The sequence below is a fragment of the Companilactobacillus formosensis genome (genome assembly GCF_005405305.1).
GTDB classification, from domain to species: Bacteria; Bacillota; Bacilli; order Lactobacillales; family Lactobacillaceae; genus Companilactobacillus; species Companilactobacillus formosensis.
In genome coordinates, this window is sequence record NZ_BJDU01000003.1 from 219,064 (window position 1) to 237,052 (window position 17,989).

Annotated in this window: 17 protein-coding genes; 16 read left to right on the forward strand and 1 reads right to left on the reverse strand. The window is 36.6% G+C overall.

Annotated elements, in window-relative coordinates; translation table 11 throughout:
* Positions 1 to 6 precede the first annotated feature (6 nt).
* Entirely contained in the window at positions 7 to 1,263 is a 1,257-nt protein-coding gene (purD, locus tag FFM65_RS05200) for a phosphoribosylamine--glycine ligase (protein WP_119317961.1), read from the forward strand.
* A 52-nt stretch (positions 1,264 to 1,315) separates the two neighbouring features.
* Here purD and FFM65_RS05205 read toward each other — a convergent pair whose 3' ends face one another.
* On the reverse strand, positions 1,316 to 1,945 hold the full coding sequence (locus FFM65_RS05205; RefSeq protein ID WP_119317962.1) for a lysophospholipid acyltransferase family protein: 630 nt from the start codon (positions 1,943 to 1,945) through the stop codon (positions 1,316 to 1,318).
* 62 nt (positions 1,946 to 2,007) lie between these two features.
* Between FFM65_RS05205 and FFM65_RS05210 the strand changes: the two genes are divergently transcribed.
* The 15 genes from FFM65_RS05210 to FFM65_RS05280 all read left to right on the forward strand — a co-directional run bounded on the left by FFM65_RS05210 (position 2,008) and on the right by FFM65_RS05280 (position 17,978).
* Positions 2,008 to 2,736: a tRNA1(Val) (adenine(37)-N6)-methyltransferase gene (locus FFM65_RS05210; RefSeq protein ID WP_119317963.1), complete on the forward strand. Its 729-nt coding sequence runs from the start codon at positions 2,008 to 2,010 to the stop codon at positions 2,734 to 2,736.
* Complete coding sequence (locus FFM65_RS05215) at positions 2,726 to 3,007, forward strand: GIY-YIG nuclease family protein (protein ID WP_119317964.1); 282 nt, start codon at positions 2,726 to 2,728, stop codon at positions 3,005 to 3,007. The genes FFM65_RS05210 and FFM65_RS05215 overlap by 11 nt, the downstream gene beginning before the upstream one ends.
* A 124-nt stretch (positions 3,008 to 3,131) precedes the next feature.
* Entirely contained in the window at positions 3,132 to 3,938 is an 807-nt protein-coding gene (gene rpsB / locus FFM65_RS05220; RefSeq protein ID WP_059073614.1) for a 30S ribosomal protein S2, read from the forward strand.
* Between the two features lie 70 nt (positions 3,939 to 4,008).
* Positions 4,009 to 4,884 (forward strand): translation elongation factor Ts, encoded by an 876-nt coding sequence (tsf, locus tag FFM65_RS05225; RefSeq protein ID WP_119317965.1) that lies wholly within the window; start codon positions 4,009 to 4,011, stop codon positions 4,882 to 4,884.
* Positions 4,885 to 5,052: 168 nt separating this feature from the next.
* Complete coding sequence (gene pyrH, locus FFM65_RS05230; RefSeq protein WP_119317966.1) at positions 5,053 to 5,787, forward strand: UMP kinase; 735 nt, start codon at positions 5,053 to 5,055, stop codon at positions 5,785 to 5,787.
* A complete protein-coding gene (gene frr / locus FFM65_RS05235; RefSeq protein ID WP_119317967.1) occupies positions 5,777 to 6,334 on the forward strand; it encodes a ribosome recycling factor in 558 nt (185 codons plus the stop codon). Before pyrH ends, frr begins: the two co-directional genes overlap by 11 nt.
* A 5-nt stretch (positions 6,335 to 6,339) precedes the next feature.
* Positions 6,340 to 7,083, forward strand: a complete 744-nt coding sequence (gene uppS / locus FFM65_RS05240; protein WP_119317968.1) for an undecaprenyl pyrophosphate synthase — start codon at positions 6,340 to 6,342, stop codon at positions 7,081 to 7,083.
* 18 nt (positions 7,084 to 7,101) lie between these two features.
* Positions 7,102 to 7,896, forward strand: a complete 795-nt coding sequence (locus tag FFM65_RS05245; RefSeq protein WP_119317969.1) for a phosphatidate cytidylyltransferase — start codon at positions 7,102 to 7,104, stop codon at positions 7,894 to 7,896.
* Positions 7,897 to 7,916: 20 nt separating this feature from the next.
* On the forward strand, positions 7,917 to 9,185 hold the full coding sequence (gene rseP, locus FFM65_RS05250) for an RIP metalloprotease RseP (protein ID WP_056945155.1): 1,269 nt from the start codon (positions 7,917 to 7,919) through the stop codon (positions 9,183 to 9,185).
* Positions 9,186 to 9,199: 14 nt separating this feature from the next.
* Positions 9,200 to 10,909 (forward strand): proline--tRNA ligase, encoded by a 1,710-nt coding sequence (locus FFM65_RS05255; protein ID WP_119317970.1) that lies wholly within the window; start codon positions 9,200 to 9,202, stop codon positions 10,907 to 10,909.
* A gap of 330 nt (positions 10,910 to 11,239) precedes the next feature.
* Positions 11,240 to 15,538, forward strand: a complete 4,299-nt coding sequence (locus tag FFM65_RS05260; RefSeq protein ID WP_119317971.1) for a PolC-type DNA polymerase III — start codon at positions 11,240 to 11,242, stop codon at positions 15,536 to 15,538.
* Positions 15,539 to 15,662: 124 nt separating this feature from the next.
* A complete protein-coding gene (gene rimP / locus FFM65_RS05265) occupies positions 15,663 to 16,130 on the forward strand; it encodes a ribosome maturation factor RimP (RefSeq protein WP_119317972.1) in 468 nt (155 codons plus the stop codon).
* Between the two features lie 10 nt (positions 16,131 to 16,140).
* Positions 16,141 to 17,358 (forward strand): transcription termination factor NusA, encoded by a 1,218-nt coding sequence (gene nusA / locus FFM65_RS05270; protein ID WP_119317973.1) that lies wholly within the window; start codon positions 16,141 to 16,143, stop codon positions 17,356 to 17,358.
* Positions 17,359 to 17,373: 15 nt separating this feature from the next.
* Positions 17,374 to 17,682: an RNase P modulator RnpM gene (gene rnpM, locus FFM65_RS05275; protein WP_174795668.1), complete on the forward strand. Its 309-nt coding sequence runs from the start codon at positions 17,374 to 17,376 to the stop codon at positions 17,680 to 17,682.
* The gene (locus FFM65_RS05280) at positions 17,682 to 17,978 is read left to right on the forward strand and encodes a L7Ae/L30e/S12e/Gadd45 family ribosomal protein (protein ID WP_119317975.1); all 297 of its coding nucleotides are present in this window, start codon (positions 17,682 to 17,684) and stop codon (positions 17,976 to 17,978) included. The genes rnpM and FFM65_RS05280 overlap by 1 nt, the downstream gene beginning before the upstream one ends.
* The last annotated feature ends 11 nt before the right edge of the window (positions 17,979 to 17,989 follow it).

The window sequence follows — 17,989 nt, forward strand, 5'->3', positions numbered from 1 at the left end:
TTTTTAATGAAAATACTTGTTGTTGGTTCTGGTGCCAGAGAAGATGCTATTTGTAAGGCATTATTGAAAAACGATAATAATACTGTTTTCTGCGCACCCGGAAATGATGGAATGAAATTATCAGGTATCAAAACAATTTCGATCAATGAAGATGAGTTTGATCATTTAACTAATTTTGTTCAAACCAATGGTATCGACTATACGGTCGTTGGTCCGGAAGAACCTTTGGTAAATGGAATTGTTGATTTCTTTAAGGAACGTAAATTAAAAATTTTTGGACCTAACAAATTAGCTGCGCAAGTGGAAGGTTCCAAAACTTTCACTAAAAAAGTAATGGCTGATATTAATATTCCAACAGCTAAATATCGTGAATTTGCTGATTTAGAAAGTGCCGTGGAATATTTGACAGTTGAAGCAAGTTTTCCAACAGTTATCAAGGCTGATGGTTTAGCTGCTGGTAAAGGTGTTTATATTGTTCAGAGTTTAGACGATGCTTTGGAAGTAGTAAGTGAGTTATTAGATGGACATAAGTTCAATACTAAGCGAATAGTGATTGAAGAATACCTAGAAGGTGAAGAATTTTCATTGATGGCATTTGTTGATCACAAGCGCTTTTATCCAATGCCTTTAGCTCAAGACTATAAGAAGATCTTTGAAGATGACAAGGGTCCTAATACTGGCGGTATGGGTGCTGTTTGTCCCGTAAGTAATATCTCCGATGGCATCAAACAAGCAGCAATTGAACAAATCTTGAAGCCATTTATCCATCAATTGTATCAAGAAGGTATCAAATACACTGGTATTTTATATGCTGGATTGATTTTGACTAAAGATGGTATCAAGGTAATTGAATTCAATGCTCGCTTTGGTGATCCGGAAACGGAAGTGGTTTTGCCACGATTGAAGTCTGATTTATCGGATATTTTTGTAAAGATTTTGGATCATAAAAAAATTACTGAAATAAATTGGGAAACTAAGGGTCTTAATCTAGGTGTTTTTGCAGTCAGCCAAGGTTACCCACAAAAACCAATTTTTGGCAGTCTAGGCAAGATCGATGATTTCAAAAATTGTCCTTTGACAATCAATTATGCCGCTGTTCGCAAGCAAGATAATGAATTAATCAGTAATGGTGGACGTTTGTATTTAATGCAGACCCAAGCTGATTCATTGAGTCACGCCCAAGCCGATGTTTATCAGCATTTGCAACGTATGAATCAAGAAAATATTTTTTATCGCCGTGATATAGGTAAAAACTCCATATAAACGAAAAAGACGACAATTTCAATTTGAAATGTCGTCTTTTTTATTTATATAATTATTTGTGTTTCTTTTTTGGTGGGATATATTCAAAACTAGGATCGATTTCATTATCGATTTTATCCCAAGCTTTTTCCATGTCTTCATTAACTTGTTTAGTTTGTTTCTCATCTAATTTGGCTTTGAAGTCAAAGTCGATTTCCGGACCAACTCCAATGGTGATTCGTTGATGTTTCAAAAGTCCACCAAATGTTAATGGTCCTTGATAAACAAAGGGTACTAGTGGAGCTTTGGATAACTTGGCTATCAAAGAGGCACCACCTTTTAAGTCTTCCGAGTAACGAGTTCCAGAAGGAAACATTATCAAGACTTTGCCTTCTTTTTTCAAAGCTTTGACAGGTGTTTTGATAACTGAGGGTCCGGGATGTTCTCGATCAACTGGAAAGGCGTGAGCATGGACTAGAATGAATCTTAAAATAGGATTCTTGAAGAGTTCTTTTTTTGCCATAAAAGTTGCATCACGTGGCGAAATAACCAAAGCAAAGAAGATCGGTTCCCACCAAGTTCGATGCGGTGCTACTAGAATGTAGGGCTTATCAGGCAAGTTTTCTTTGCCAATAACGTGGTAACGCCCATTTAAGAGGAAGACTAGTCCTCTCACTAAAACACGAATTACTTTATAAAACATAAAAATATCATTCTCCCAAAAATAATTTTCACTTATTTAAAATACCATAAAGCAGGTGTAACATGTCGATTAATTCTCAAGATACGATTGCAAATAGTGGAGTTAAGATCAATCAAGATAAAGAACTCTACTCATTCAATCTTGATACTATTTTACTCTATAATTTCGCAAATCCCGCAAAAAAAGGCAAAGTTGTCGATTTATGTGCAGGAAATGGAGCGATTGGTTTGTCTTTAACTAGTAAGACGTCCGCTAAAATTTATTTAGTCGAAATTCAAAAACAACTCGCGGATTTGGCTCAACAAAGCATTATAGATAACCACTTATCCAATCAAGTGACCTTAGTTAATGATGACTTGAAAAATGTTCAACAGTATATTGTCCATGATACGGTTGATACGGTCGTTTGCAATCCGCCATATTTTAAGGTGACAGATCAAACTGCAATCAAGGACAATTCAGTTTTAGCTGTTGCGCGTCACGAGTTAAAAGCTGATTTAAAAGACATTTTGTCGGCTATTAAGATTTTGCTCAAAGAAAATTCTCATGCTTTTTTAGTCTATCGTCCACAACGACTCAGTGATTTATTAGTAACGATGAATGAAGAAAAGCTGCAGGCTAAGCGTCTAAGATTTGTCAGAACGACTTCTAAAAAAGATGCCAATTTAGTCTTAGTTGATGCTATCAAAACTGTAAAGACTGCATCCTTGAAAGTGGAACCAGACTTAGTTATTTATGACGAAAATCATCAATTGAGTGAAGAGGCCAATTTAATAATCAATGGAAAGTAAATACTATGTTTACATGTTATTGTGTAGCGACAAGACTTTTTATACAGGAACTAGTAATAATGTAGAAAAACGAGTAAAGACGCATAATGCCGGCAAAGGTGCCAAGTACACGAAAGTCAGACGTCCAGTGCAACTCATGTATACCGAAGAATTAGCTAATAAATCTGCAGCTTTGAAACGAGAAATTGCGATTAAAAAGCTGACACGTCAACAAAAAGAACAACTTTTAAAAAGTCACGGAATAAATTGGCACGACTACTTGATTAAATAGTGGTCTTCATTTATAATATTAAACCGTATTGAATACACACACTTAACGATTCAGTTGATGGTGCGCGAGTCGCGTTTCAATTGAATAAGACTTAAGTGGAGGTAAAAACCAGGAGGAACTTTTTATGTCAGTTATTTCTATGAAACAACTTCTTGAAGCCGGTGTACATTTCGGTCACCAAACAAGAAGATGGAACCCTAAGATGAAGCCATTTATCTTTACACAAAGAAATGGTATTTACATCATTGATTTACAAAAAACAGTACGCATGATCGACGATGCATACAACTATATGAAGGCTGTTGCCGGTGATGATGGAATTTTCCTATTCGTTGGTACAAAGAAACAAGCCCAAGACGCTGTTGCTGAAGAAGCTACACGTGCCGGTCAATACTACGTTAACCACCGTTGGTTAGGTGGAACTTTGACTAACTGGAACACAATCCAAAAACGTATCAAGAGATTAAAGGACATCAAGGCAATGGCTGAAGATGGTACTTTTGATCGTCTACCTAAGAAAGAAGTTGCTTTACTACAAAAGCAACAAGCTAAGCTAGAAAGATTCCTTGGTGGTATCGAAGATATGCCAAGAATCCCAGATGTTATGTTCATTGTTGATCCTCACAAGGAAAACATTGCTGTTAACGAAGCTAAGAAACTTAACATTCCTATCGTAGCTATGGTTGATACAAACACAGATCCAGATCCTATCGATGTTATCATTCCTTCAAATGATGATGCTATCCGTGCCGTTAGATTAATCACATCTAAGATGGCTGATGCTATCGTTGAAGGTAAACAAGGTGAAGAAGCTGTTACAGATGCAGACTTTGCTAAGGATGACAACAACGACGAAAATTCTGATGCTGCTGATGCAAAATCTATCGAAGATTTAGCACAAGCTAAGAACACAAGCGAAGATAACAAATAATTAAAATAATAAACGTAAAATAGAGTCATCTGAGTAAGATGGCTTTATTTATACGACTGGAGGATTACTAATGGCTAAAATTACTGCTGCTCAAGTTAAAGAATTACGTGATAAGACAAGCGTTGGTATGATGGATGCTAAGAAGGCATTGGTTGCTGCTGACGGTAATATGCAAGAAGCTATCGACAAACTTCGTGAAAAGGGTATTGCTAAGGCTGCCAAGAAGAGTGGTAACGTTGCTGCTGAAGGTTTGACACATATCGAAATTTCAGGTAACAAAGCTGCTATCATCGAAGTTAACTCAGAAACTGACTTTGTTTCATCAAATGATAAGTTTATCAATTTAGTAAATAGTATTGGTAAGGCAATCGTTGAAAATGAACCAAAGACAATGGACGAAGCTTTGCAACTTAAGATGGGTGACCAAACAATCAACGAAGCTATCACTGGCTTAACAGCTGTTATCGGTGAAAAGATTTCATTGAGACGTTTCGAAGTTCTTGACAAGACTGACTCACAAGTATTCGGTTCATACCTACACAATGGTGGTTTGATCGGTGCTATTGTTACTCTTGAAGGTGCTGATGAAGATACTGCTAAGGACGTTGCTATGCACGTTGCAGCTATCAACCCTGAATTCATGGACCGTGATCAAGTTCCTGCTGATCGTCTAGAACATGAAAAAGCTATCTTCACTGAAGAAACAAAGGCTGAAGGTAAACCTGAAAAAATCATTCCTAGAATCGTTGAAGGTCGTCTAAACAAGTTCTTGTCAGAAATTAGTTTGGCTGATCAAGAATTCGTTAAGGATTCAGACATGACAGTTCAACAATTTGTTGAATCAAAGAATGGTAAGTTAGTTTCATTCGTTCGTTACGAAGTTGGCGAAGGTATCGAAAAGAAACAAGAAGACTTTGCTGAAGAAGTAAAGAACCAAATGAAGTAATTTTTTAACAATTTCGAGAAAGGTCGCTTAATTCAATTTGAATTAAACGACCTTTTCTTTGTATAAAGGGTTGTATCCTTGCAATTTTTATTTAAAAATAGTGTTTAGATAAATTTAGTGTTTCTAATATGTTAAAATGTTTAATAGCAAAATTAAAGGAGAGTACTTATGCCTAATATCAAGTATAAAAGAATTATTTTAAAAGTTTCTGGTGAAGCTTTAGCTGGAGAAAAAGGATTTGGCATTAATCCCCCAGTTATCAAAAAAATCGCTGAACAAATCAAAAGTGTTCACGATTTAGGTGTTGAAGTTGCCATTGTTTGTGGTGGTGGAAACATCTGGCGTGGCGAAACTGGTGCTGAAATGGGTATGGATCGTGCTCAAGCAGATTACATGGGTATGATGGCTACAGTTATGAACGGTCTAGCATTACAAGATGGTTTGGAAAATATCGGTGTCCCAACTCGTGTGCAAACTTCAATTGAAATGCGCCAAGTTGCAGAACCATATATCAGAAGAAGAGCCGTTAGACATCTAGAAAAGGGCCGTGTAGTTATTTTTGCCGGTGGAACTGGTAATCCATACTTCTCAACTGATACTACTTCAGTATTACGTGCTGCTGAAATCGAAGCCGATGTTATTTTGATGGCCAAGAATGATGTTGATGGAGTTTATTCAGCTGATCCTAAGAAGGATCCAAATGCTAAGAAGTATTCAGAATTGTCACAACTTGATATTATTAATAAGAATCTCGGTGTTATGGATACAACAGCTTCTTCATTGTCAATGGATAACGATATTCCATTGATTGTCTTCAACTTGAATAAACCTGAAAATATCAAGAAGGTTGTTCAAGGTGAAAATATTGGAACAATTATAAAGGGTGGTAATGATGACAAATAAAGCTATTACAAAAGCAAAAGAGAATATGTCTAAGTCAGTTGACGTTTTAAGCCGTGAACTAGCTAATATTCGTGCCGGTAAGGCTAATGCTTCAATTTTGAGTAACGTTAGAGTTATGTATTACGGTACAGAAGTACCATTGAATCAAGTTGCTTCTATCAACATTCCTGAAGCACGTGTTTTAATGATCACGCCTTATGATAAATCATCACTAGATGACATTGAACATGCTATTAACTCATCAGATTTGGGCTTAAACCCTGCTAATGACGGTAGTGTCATTCGTTTGGTTATCCCACAACTTACTGGTGAACGTAGACAAGAAATTGCTAAGCAAGTAGGTAAAGAAGCCGAAAGCGGACGTATTGCTGTTAGAAACGTTCGTCGTGAAGCTATGGATGATTTGAAGAAACAAGAAAAGGATAATGACATTACAGAAGATGAATTGCATGTTTTGGAAAAAGATGTTCAAAAAGTTACTGATGATGCCATTGCCCAAATGGATAAACTAGCTGCAGATAAGGAAAAGGAAATTACTGAAGGCTAATTTATATGACAGAAGATATTAGGAAGAGATTAGATCCAGAGGCTTCGATTCCAAAGCATGTAGCAATTATTATGGACGGTAATGGTCGTTGGGCTAAGAGGTTGGGTCAACCAAGAATTGCTGGACATAAAGAAGGTATGAATAATGTCAAAACGATTGCGACTGCTGCCAGTCACTTAGGTGTTAAAGTCTTGAGCCTTTATGCCTTTTCAACTGAAAATTGGAGTCGTCCTAGCAAAGAGGTCAACTTTTTGATGCGCTTACCGGTTGACTTCTTTGGAACATTTATGCCCGATTTAATCAAAGAAAATATTAAAGTATTGGTAACCGGATTTACGGACCATTTGCCTGATAGAACGAGAAAAGTAGTTATGAAAGCAGTTGAGGATACGAAGGATAATACCGGTATGATCCTCAACTTTGCTTTTAATTATGGTGGTCGTGCCGAAATTGTCCATGCAGCAAAAGGGTTGGCAATCAAGGCTCAGGATGGTTCAATAGATCCAGAAGATATTGACGATGAATTGTTTTCTAGTCAATTATTAACTAGTCAATTGGGTGAGTTAGCTGACCCAGACTTGTTGATCAGAACTAGTGGCGAAGAGCGAATTTCTAATTTCATGTTATGGCAATTAGCCTATTCGGAAATGGTCTTTGATAAAACTCTTTGGCCTGATTATTCGGTTGATAATTTGATTGAGGATATTCAAGAATTCGATAGAAGAGATCGTCGTTTTGGTTCGGTCTAGTTAGTTTGGGGGAAAATTATGAAACAACGTGTAATTACTGCCGTTATTGCATTAGCAATTTTTATTCCCATATTGCTTGCAGGTGGAATTTGGCTAGAAGTTGCAGCAGCAGCGCTAGCAGCAGTCGGTGTATTTGAAGTTTATATCATGCGTAAGAGAATCATCGTTTCGGTTGACTTTTTAGTGACGATTTTAGGAACGTTGGCTCTGGTAGTACCAAATGGGTTTTATAGTGGCTGGTTACCAAAGAGTTTCTCACGTCTTGATTTGTTTTATGTCTTCGCAATTATCTTGTTAGTCATTACAGTTTTGACTAAGAATAAGTTTAATTTTGAAGATGCTGGTGTTTCAGTGGTTTCAATGCTTTATATCGGAACAGGATTCCATTATTTAGCAGCTGTTAGAAATTCACAGCCAGGACTAGGTTTGTTGATGTATGCTTTGATCGTTGTTTGGTCAACTGATATTTTTGCTTATACATTTGGTAGAAAAATCGGTAAGCATAAATTATGGCCTGCTATCAGTCCTAATAAGACATGGGAAGGAACAATTGCTGGAATTATTATGGCTTTAGTTCTTTCTGGTGTTTATATGATTTTTGTCCCACAAGAATATTCCATCACTTCAATGTTGATGATTGCTTTTGTCTTGTCAATTATGGGACAAATGGGCGATTTGATTGAATCCGCCTATAAGAGATTTTACAAAGTTAAAGATTCAGGAAATATTTTACCAGGACATGGTGGAATCTTGGATCGTTTCGATAGTATGTTGATCGTACTACCATTGCTACACATTTTTGGTTTAGTTTAAATTAGCTCGTGGAGGTTAAAATGACCGCGATAATTACATTTATAATCGTTTTTGGAATTTTAGTAATTGTTCATGAATTTGGACACTATTACGCTGCAAAGAAATCAGGAATCTTAGTTCGTGAGTTTTCTGTTGGTATGGGGCCGAAAATCGTCGCTTACCGCAAAAATCATACGACCTATACTTTGAGACTGCTGCCTTTGGGTGGTTATGTCCGCATGGCTGGTGCACAAGAAGATGATTCTGAAATTCAACCAGGAACGATGGCATCGTTAGTAATTAATGATGACGATAAAGTAACAAAAATTATAACTTCAAGTAAGGTTTATGATGCAAACGCGGTTCCAGTTCAAATCTCTAAAGCTGATCTTGTTGATGATTTAGTAATCGAAGGATACGAGAATGGTGATGAAACTGTCACTAAGAAGTATTCGGTTGATCATGATGCAACGATTGTTGAAGAGGATGGTACGGAAGTGCAAATTGCTCCTCGTGACGTTCAATTGCAATCAGTTTCTGTTTGGAAACGAATGATCACAAACTTTGCTGGTCCATTTAACAATTTTGTTTTAGCAATCGTGGCTGCAATTATTGCTGCCTTTATGATGGGATCAGTTGGGACTGGCTCTAATCAATTAGGTAGTATTCAAAAAGATTCAGTAGCTCAAAAAGCTGGTCTAAAGGCCAACGATAAAATTTTAAGTATTAACGGGAAGAAAACTGCTTCTTGGACAGATTTATCAGAGAATATTCAAAATAATCCTGGTAAAAAATTAACGATGAAAGTTCAATCAGGTAAAAAGGTTGAAACAATCAAAGTAACGCCTAAAACAGTTAAATCTTCAGGTCAAAGTTATGGTTTGATCGGTATTATGCAAAAGACCGACTCTTCTGCCATGGCTAAGATCAAATATGGTTTCATTTATAGCTGGAGCACTTCTTTAACAATTTTCCACGCTTTAGGAAAGATGGTTTCAGGTGGGTTTAGCATTAATCAATTATCTGGTCCGGTAGGAATTTATTCAATGACTTCTAAAGTCGCCTCAACCGGTTTGATCAACATTATTTTCTTTACATCAATGCTGTCAATGAATTTAGGAATCGTCAATTTGATTCCAATTCCAGCTTTGGATGGTGGGAAAATTTTGTTAAATATTGTTGAAGCAATTAGAAGAAAACCAATTCCAGAACAATATGAAAATGTGATTACCTTAATTGGGGTCGGAATCTTAGTTCTATTAATGATTGCCGTAACCTGGAATGATATCCAGCGCTTCTTTATAAAATAGGGGGATAAAAGAACTTGAAACAGTCAAAATTATATATTCCAACATTAAAGCAAACTCCTTCAGATGCTGAAGCAATCAGTCATCAGTTGATGTTGCGTGCCGGTTATATCAGACAAGTCTCTGCCGGTGTTTATGCTTACTTGCCATTAGCTTGGTCAGTAATTCAAAAAATCGAGGGACTTATCAGAAAACAAATGAAGGACATCGATGCTGCTGAAATGCGTATGCCAGCTATTTTGCCAGCCGATCTTTGGAAAGAAAGTGGTCGTTACGCAACTTATGGTGACAATCTTTTCAAATTCAAAGACCGTCATGATCGTGATTTCATTCTTGGACCTACGCACGAAGAAACTTTCACAAGCATCGTCAAAGAAGGTTTGAATAGTTACAAGAAGTTGCCAATTGCTATGTATCAAATTCAAATGAAGTATCGTGATGAAGACCGTCCTCGTAATGGTTTGTTGCGTGGCCGTGAATTTATCATGCAAGATGCTTATTCATTTACTTCTAACAAAGAACAACTCGATGTTCTTTTCAATCAAATGGAACAAGCTTACCGCAATATCTTTGACGCATGCGGCTTGAACTACCGTGTTATTATCGGTGATGCTGGTGCCATGGGTGGTACTGATTCTAAAGAATTTTCTGCCATTGCTGATATCGGTGAAGATACTATTGCCTATTCAGATGATTCCGATTACTCAGCTAACCTAGAAATGGCTGCAAGTAAGATGGAAGAAAATCCAGTTGAAGATAAGAAAGAAATGGAAGAAGTTGACACACCAAACGTTCATACAATCGATGCTTTGGCTCAACTTCTTAAAGTCGACGCTTCAAGAATCATGAAAGCAGTAGCTTACATTGCTGATGAAAAACCAGTTATGGTTATGATTCGTGGTGACTATGACGTCAATGATGTTAAATTGAAGAATTATTTGGGTGCTGATTTCTTACGTGAAGCAACTAATGAAGAAGTAGCTGACGTATTCGGCAGTGTTCCTGGATTTATCGGACCTAAAGGTATCAAAGAAGATGTTAAAGTCTTATATGATAGCTCATTAGTTGGTTTGACAAATTTTGTCGTTGGACCTAACAAAGAGGATCGTCACTTTATTAATGCTAACTTTGAAGACATCACTGATGAAATGCCAGAATTTAGAGATTTCCGTGTGATCAAAGAGGGCGAAACTTCACCAGATGGTCACGGTAAGATTCAATTTACTCGTGGTATTGAAATTGGTCACATCTTTAAACTTGGTACTAAATTCTCTAAAGCATTAGGTGCTAACTTCTTAGATGAAAATGGTAAATCAAATCCTATCATCATGGGTAGTTACGGTATCGGTGTTTCAAGATTATTGACAGCTATCGTTGAACAACACAGCGATGAAAATGGTATTGTTTGGCCTGTAAGTTTGGCACCATACCAAGTTCACGTTGTTCCTATCAAGTACAACAATGACGTTCAAGGCAAATTAAGTGACGAAATTGTTGAATTGTTGGAAAATGAAGGCTATGATGTCTTACTTGATGATCGTAAAGAACGTCCTGGTGTTAAGTTTGCTGACTCTGATTTGATTGGTACACCAATCAGAATTACAGTTGGTAAAAAGGCAGCCGACGAGATTGTTGAACTAAAGCTTAGAAGCACTGGTGAAACAATCGAAGTAAGTAAGGATGAATTAGTAAATTCAGTAAAAATATTGCTTAAGAATCAGAAATAGATTTTTTTAGTTAAGTTTGATTAGTGTAATATTCCGTCCTTCATAGCAAAGAAAATTTGGCTGGAACAATGTGGGCACGACTTGGAGCCTTTGCTAAGCCCAAATACGGGCAAAGTCTTCAAGCTCGACCTTTCACTAGGCAATAAATTGCCAAGAGAAATTTCACATTTGAGCCAATTTTCTTTGCTATTCCGGACTGGATAGTGGTTCTATTTTTAGCTTCTTAATTATTTGAAACAAAAGATGAACGACGGCATAGTTCAGTAACTTAACTTAAGAAAAATCATAAAATGAGGCTTAGGCCTTTTTTTATTTTTTGAAGGGTAGAATATGGCAGATACAAAACAACTTTTTGAAATACTAGTTAAGCAAATTAAATTGGATCAATTGTTAGAATCTAATGATTCATTTGCCGATGGTAAATTGAACAAATTGGAAGTTCATAAAAATAGTAAACGTTGGACCTTTTATTTTGAGTTCAAAGATGTTTTGCCATTTAAAGAATTTCTGACCTTTGTTAAAGCATTGAAGGCTAGTTTTGAAGGTATTGCACAGGTAAATTTTGAAATCAAGACTACCCAAGCACAATTGAGACAAAAAGATATAACTGATTATTGGAACTACGTGCTGAACGATTGCAGCGTTGAGTCACCAATGGTTTTGGACAAAATTGGTCAAACACCGCCACATATGGAAAATGGTCAAGTCTTTTTAGATGTATCAAACAGTTTCATGGCTGATATTGTGGATGGCAAATTGGTCAACGGCTTGCAGTCCGAATATAGTAGTTTAGGTTTTCCTGACTTTCGAATCAGAGCTAATATCGATGAATCGAAGAACCAGGAAAAAGAAGCTGCGATGAAAGCTATGAATGTGGAAAAGAACAAGCAATTCCAAGCTAAGGCTAAAGAAGTCAGTGAGAAAAAGGCTGCTAAACCGGCCAATGTTTCTAAAGTTGGACGTAAGATTCCTGATGATCAAGAAATTACACAAATGGTTGATATCGTTGAAGAAGAAAGAAACAAAGTCGTCGAAGGCTATGTTTTTGATATTGATGTTAGAAAATTAAAATCAGGACGTTCATTGTTAATTTTGAAAGTTACTGACTACACATCATCGTTTAGTATCAAGAAATTCTCAAATGGCGAAGATGACGAAAACTTCTTTAATTCCTTAGATAAGGGTGCTTGGATCAGAGTTCGTGGTAGCGTTCAAGAGGATAATTTCTCACGTGAACTAGTTATCATGGCTAATGATATTAATGTTATCAAACACCAACCAAGACAAGATACTGCTGAAGATGACAACAAACGAATTGAATTGCATGCTCACACTAATATGAGTCAAATGGATGCCATTCCTAGTGCAACTGATTTGATCAAACGTGCTAGTGACTGGGGGCAAACAGGAATCGCTATAACGGACCATCATGCTCTACAAGCGTTCCCTGAAGCTTTTAATGCTGGTAAAAAATTTGGTGTCAAAATAGCCTATGGTGTTGAAATTGATTTAGTTGATGAAGGTAACCCCATTGCTTATAATCTCCGTGATCAAAAATTAGCAGGTTCTGAATACGTGATTTTTGATACCGAAACAACCGGTTTGTCAGCAGTATATGATTCCATCATCGAAATTGGTGCTACTAAGATGAAAGATGGTGAAGTAATTGATCGTTTTGATAAATTTATCAATCCCGGTCATCCATTGTCTGAAGTAACAACCAATTTGACTAGTATCACAACTGAAATGGTTGAAAATGAACCTGATGAGTCTGTAGTTGTCGGTGAATTTATGGACTTTATCGGTGATGATATTTTAGTTGGTCACAATGTAACCTTTGATATGGGCTTTATGAATGCCGCTTTGACAAGAATGGGTCGAGATCGCTTGTCGATGCCAGTTATTGATACTTTGGAAATGTCACGAACATTGCATTCAGAGTATCGTAACCATAAATTGGATTCATTGGCTAAACGTTACAATATTGTTTTGGAACACCACCATAGAGCGGATTCCGATGCTGAAACAACCGGTTATTTGATGTACAAGTTATTTGAAGAATTGGAAGACAAATTCGGAACTAATAATGTTGAACAGCTAAATGACCATATCGGTGGCGATGAAGCGTATAAGCAAGCTCGTCCAAGTCATGCAATCTTGTTGGCCAAGACTCAAGCTGGTTTAAAGAACATGTTTAAGATTGTTTCTTATTCAATGACGCAATATTATTATCGAACAGCTCGTGTACCTAGAAGATTATTGAACAAATATCGTGAAGGTATTATCGTAGGTTCTGCTTGTGAAAATGGTGAAGTTTTTACTAGCATGATGCAAAAAGGTTATGACGATACTAGAGAAATCGCTCAGTATTACGATTATTTGGAAGTCATGCCGAAGACTTTGTATCAACATTTGATTGATATTAAAATTATCAAAGATGAATCAGCGCTAGAAGAGATTTTGAAGAATATTGTTAAGTTGGGTAAAGAGCTCAATAAACCTGTTGTTGCAACGGGAGATGTTCATTATTTAGATCCACATGATAAAGTTTATCGAGATATTGTTATCAAAGCTGTTAAGAGTAATGCTCTAGCTCGTCGACCAGAGTTGCCTGATGTACAATTTAGAACTACTAATGAGATGTTTGATGAATTTAGTTATATGGATCCACAAGTTCAACAAGAGATTATCGTTGATAATCCTAAGAAAATCATGGATTCAATTGACGAAATATCACCGGTCAAAGATAAACTTTATACGCCAAAGATGGATGGTGCTGAAGATGAAATTCGTAATTTAACCTTGAACAAAGCCCACGAATTGTATGGCGATCCTTTACCAGAAATTGTTCAAGAACGGATGGACAAGGAATTGAAGAGTATCATCGGTAATGGTTTCTCAGTTATTTATTTGATTTCGCAACGATTGGTTTACAAATCGAATAAAGATGGATATTTGGTAGGTTCCCGTGGTTCTGTTGGATCAAGTTTCGTTGCTACGATGACGGGTATTACGGAAGTTAATCCTTTGCCACCACATTATCGTTGTCCCAAATGTAAATATTCCGAATTCTTCACTAAAGGTGAAGTTGGTTCTGGATATGATTTGCCAGATAAAAAATGTCCTAAATGTGGAACTGATCTTAAAAAAGATGGTCAAGATATTCCTTTTGAAACTTTCTTAGGATTTAAGGGTGACAAGGTTCCGGATATTGATTTGAACTTCTCTGGTGATTATCAACCTGTAGCTCACAATTATACGAAAGTACTATTTGGTGAAGATCACGTATTTAGAGCCGGAACTATTGGTACGATTGCTGATCGAACTGCGTTTGGTTACGTTAAAAATTATGAAGAACTAACTGGTCAAAATCTTCGCAATGCAGAAGAAGAACGTTTGGCAATGGGATCAACTGGTGTCAAAAGAACGACTGGTCAACATCCAGCTGGTATCATTGTTGTGCCGGATTACATGGATATTTTTGATTTTACGCCGATCCAGTATCCCGCTGACGACCAAAATGCTGCTTGGAAGACGACTCACTTTGATTTCCATTCAATTCACGATAATATTTTGAAATTGGATATCCTGGGACATGATGATCCGACGATGATTCGTATGCTCCAAGATTTGTCAGGAATTGATCCTAAGACTTTACCAGTTAAAGATCCTGGGGTCATGGAATTGTTCAGTGGAACTAAATCTTTAGGTGTTACTCCTGAACAAATCTTCTCGAAGACTGGAACGCTAGGGGTACCAGAATTCGGTACTCGTTTTGTTCGTGGAATGCTTGAGAAGACTCATCCAACGACCTTTGCAGAATTGCTACAAATTTCTGGGTTGTCACACGGGACTGATGTTTGGTTAGGTAATGCTGAAGAGTTGATTGACAAAGGTATTGTTACTTTGAAGGAAGTTATTGGTTGTCGTGATAATATCATGATGGATTTGATTCACTATGGTATGGATTCACAAATGGCTTTCCAAATTATGGAACATGTTCGTAAAGGACGTGGAATTCCTGATGATTGGAAACAAGCTATGAAAGATGCGGATGTGCCAGATTGGTATATCGATTCTTGTTTGAAGATCAAGTACATGTTCCCTAGAGCCCATGCTACGGCTTACATTATTATGGCTTTACGAATTGCCTACTTTAAGGTACACTATCCACTTTATTACTACAGTGCCTACTTTACAGTTCGTGCTGATGACTTTGACTTAGTCGCAATGACAACGGGAAAAGATGCTGTCAAAGCTTCAATGAAAGCCATCAATGATAAAGGAATGGATGCTTCTACTAAAGAGAAGAATCTATTGACCGTTTTGGAATTAGCTAATGAATGTTTGGAACGTGGTTTTAAGATTAAAATGGTCGATATTGAAAAGTCAGATGCTTTTGAATTTAAGATCATTGATGATAAGACACTTCTGGCACCATTTAATGCAATTCCGGGACTAGGTGACAACGTTGCTAAGCAAATCATTGCTGCACGTGAAGAACAGCCTTTCTTATCTAAACAAGATTTAGGTACTCGTGGTAAAGTTTCAAAGACTGTTATCGAATATATGACAGAAAATCATGTTTTAGATGGCATGCCTGATGAAAATCAGTTATCATTATTTTAGGTATGGTTGTTATAAGTTGATTTAATAACAAATATATGTTAAATTAACTACTAGTTAATTATTGATTAATGAGTGAGCAGAAATGCTCACTCTTTTTATTGCCGATTACTTTGGAGGAATGTCCTTGGATACAAAAGTTGAAGAATTAAAAGCCATTTTACAACCCATTTTGGAACAACACGATTTCTTTTTAGTTGATTTAGAACTCGTGCACGAACATGGGGATTGGTATTTGAGAGTTTATGCAGATAAAAAAGGTGGAATCAGTATTGATGATTGTGCCGTTATTAGTGAGGAATATGGAGAAAAGCTAGATGAACTAGATCCAATTGAACCAGCTTATTATCTAGAAGTTTCATCTCCTGGTGCAGAACGTCCATTAAAGAACGATGAAAGTCTAACTAATTACGTTGACGACTACGTTCATGTTTCTTTATATCAAAAAGTAAATGGTGAAAAAGCTTTTGAAGGAACACTTACAGAAGTAACAGATACAGAGATAACTTTGATCGTAAAAGTTAAGAATTTAAAGAAGCAAGTAGAAATTAGCCGCAAAAATATCGCTAAGATTCGTCTTGCAATCGAATTCTAAGGAGAAAATCATGAGTAAAGAAATGGTTGAAGCCCTCGATGCGCTTGAACGCGAAAAGGGTATCAAAAAAGAATACGTTATTGAATCATTAGAAGCTGCTTTAGTTGCGGCTTATAAGAGAAATTACAACCAAGCCCAAAACGTTGATGTTGAATTTGACGCTAAAAAGGGTAATATACATGTTTATGCGGTTAAAGAAGTTGTCGAAGACGTTGTTGATGATCGTCTTGAAGTAAGTCTTGAAGATGCTCAACAAAAGAGTAAAGGTTATGAAATTGGCGATCATATCAAAGAAGAAGTAACGCCTAAGGACTTTGGTAGAATTGCAGCACAAACTGCCAAGCAAGTGATCATGCAACGTGTTCGTGAGGCTGAGCGTGACATCATTTATAATGAATATAGCCAGTATGAACATGAGATCATCCAAGGAACCGTTGAACGTAGCGATAGTAGATATGTTTATATTACTTATGGACGTATCGAAACAGTTATGCCTAAGGCGGATCAAATGCCTGGCGAAACATACAATTCTCGTGATAGAATTCGTGTTTACGTAACTAAGGTCGAAAATGCTACTAAAGGACCTCAAGTGTTTGTTTCCAGAACTGATCCAGGTTTGGTCAAAAGATTATTTGAACAAGAAGTTCCTGAAATTTATGATGGAACTGTTGAAATTGTCTCAATTGCTCGTGAAGCTGGAGATAGAACTAAGATTGCTGTTAAGTCAGATAATCCAGATGTTGATCCTGTTGGTACTTGCGTAGGACCAAAAGGCTCACGTGTACAAGCAGTTGTTGATGAATTGAATGGTGAAAATATTGATGTTGTGCCATATGTTGATGATCCAGTTGATTTCATCGCTAACGCTTTGAATCCAGCTGAAGTTATTGCGGTTCAATTTGATGAAACTGATAAGAAACAATGTATCGTAATCGTTCCTGATTACCACTTGTCATTAGCAATTGGTAAGAAGGGTCAAAATGCTCGTTTAGCTGCTAAGTTAACTGGATATAAGATTGATATTAAACCAGAATCACAAGTTGAATTCGTTGATGATAACGACGAAGATGTTGATTTAGACGACATTGAGAGTGGTAAAATTGACATAGAAAAGACTCGTCAAAATGCTGCTAATGCAGATGATGCAAAGAATCCTGCTGTACAAGATGATGATGATAATGACTCAGATTCAGATGATGTAGATAGCGATTCTGATTCAGAAAAATAAAAAGGGGTGATGGATTTGGCAACTCGTAAGATACCTATGCGTAAAGATGTTTTGACAAACAAGATGTATCCAAAAAGAGAAATGGTAAGAATTGTCAAAGATAAAGAAGGCAATATTTCAATTGATCCTACTGGAAAGAAACCTGGCCGTGGGGCTTATGTAGGTCTAGATCCAGAAGCCGTTAAAAATGCTAAATCAGCAAAAATTCTGGAAAAAGTATTTTCACATGCGGTTCCAGAAAATTTTTATGATGAACTATTTGATTTCGTTGATCACCAAAAGGCCCGTATGGATCTTTTTGGAGATTTAGGTAAAAAACATTAATGAAGAATTTTTTAAATTTCTTAGGTATTGCAGTTAGAGCTCGAAAATTTATTAGTGGAACTGAACTGACTATTAATGGAATGCGCAGTGGTGAGGTAAAACTCGTTATCATGGCGCAAGATTGTAGTGCTCGAACAAAAAAAGATTTGCACAATAAGGCAAGTTATTATAATGTACCTGTGATAGATACGATAAGTAGTGAAGATTTAAAAACGGCTATTGGAAAAGACAGAAAAGTTATGGGAATAACAGATTTTGGATTTGCTAAAAGGTTAAAAGAACTTATGGACAATTAAGGAGAGTGATA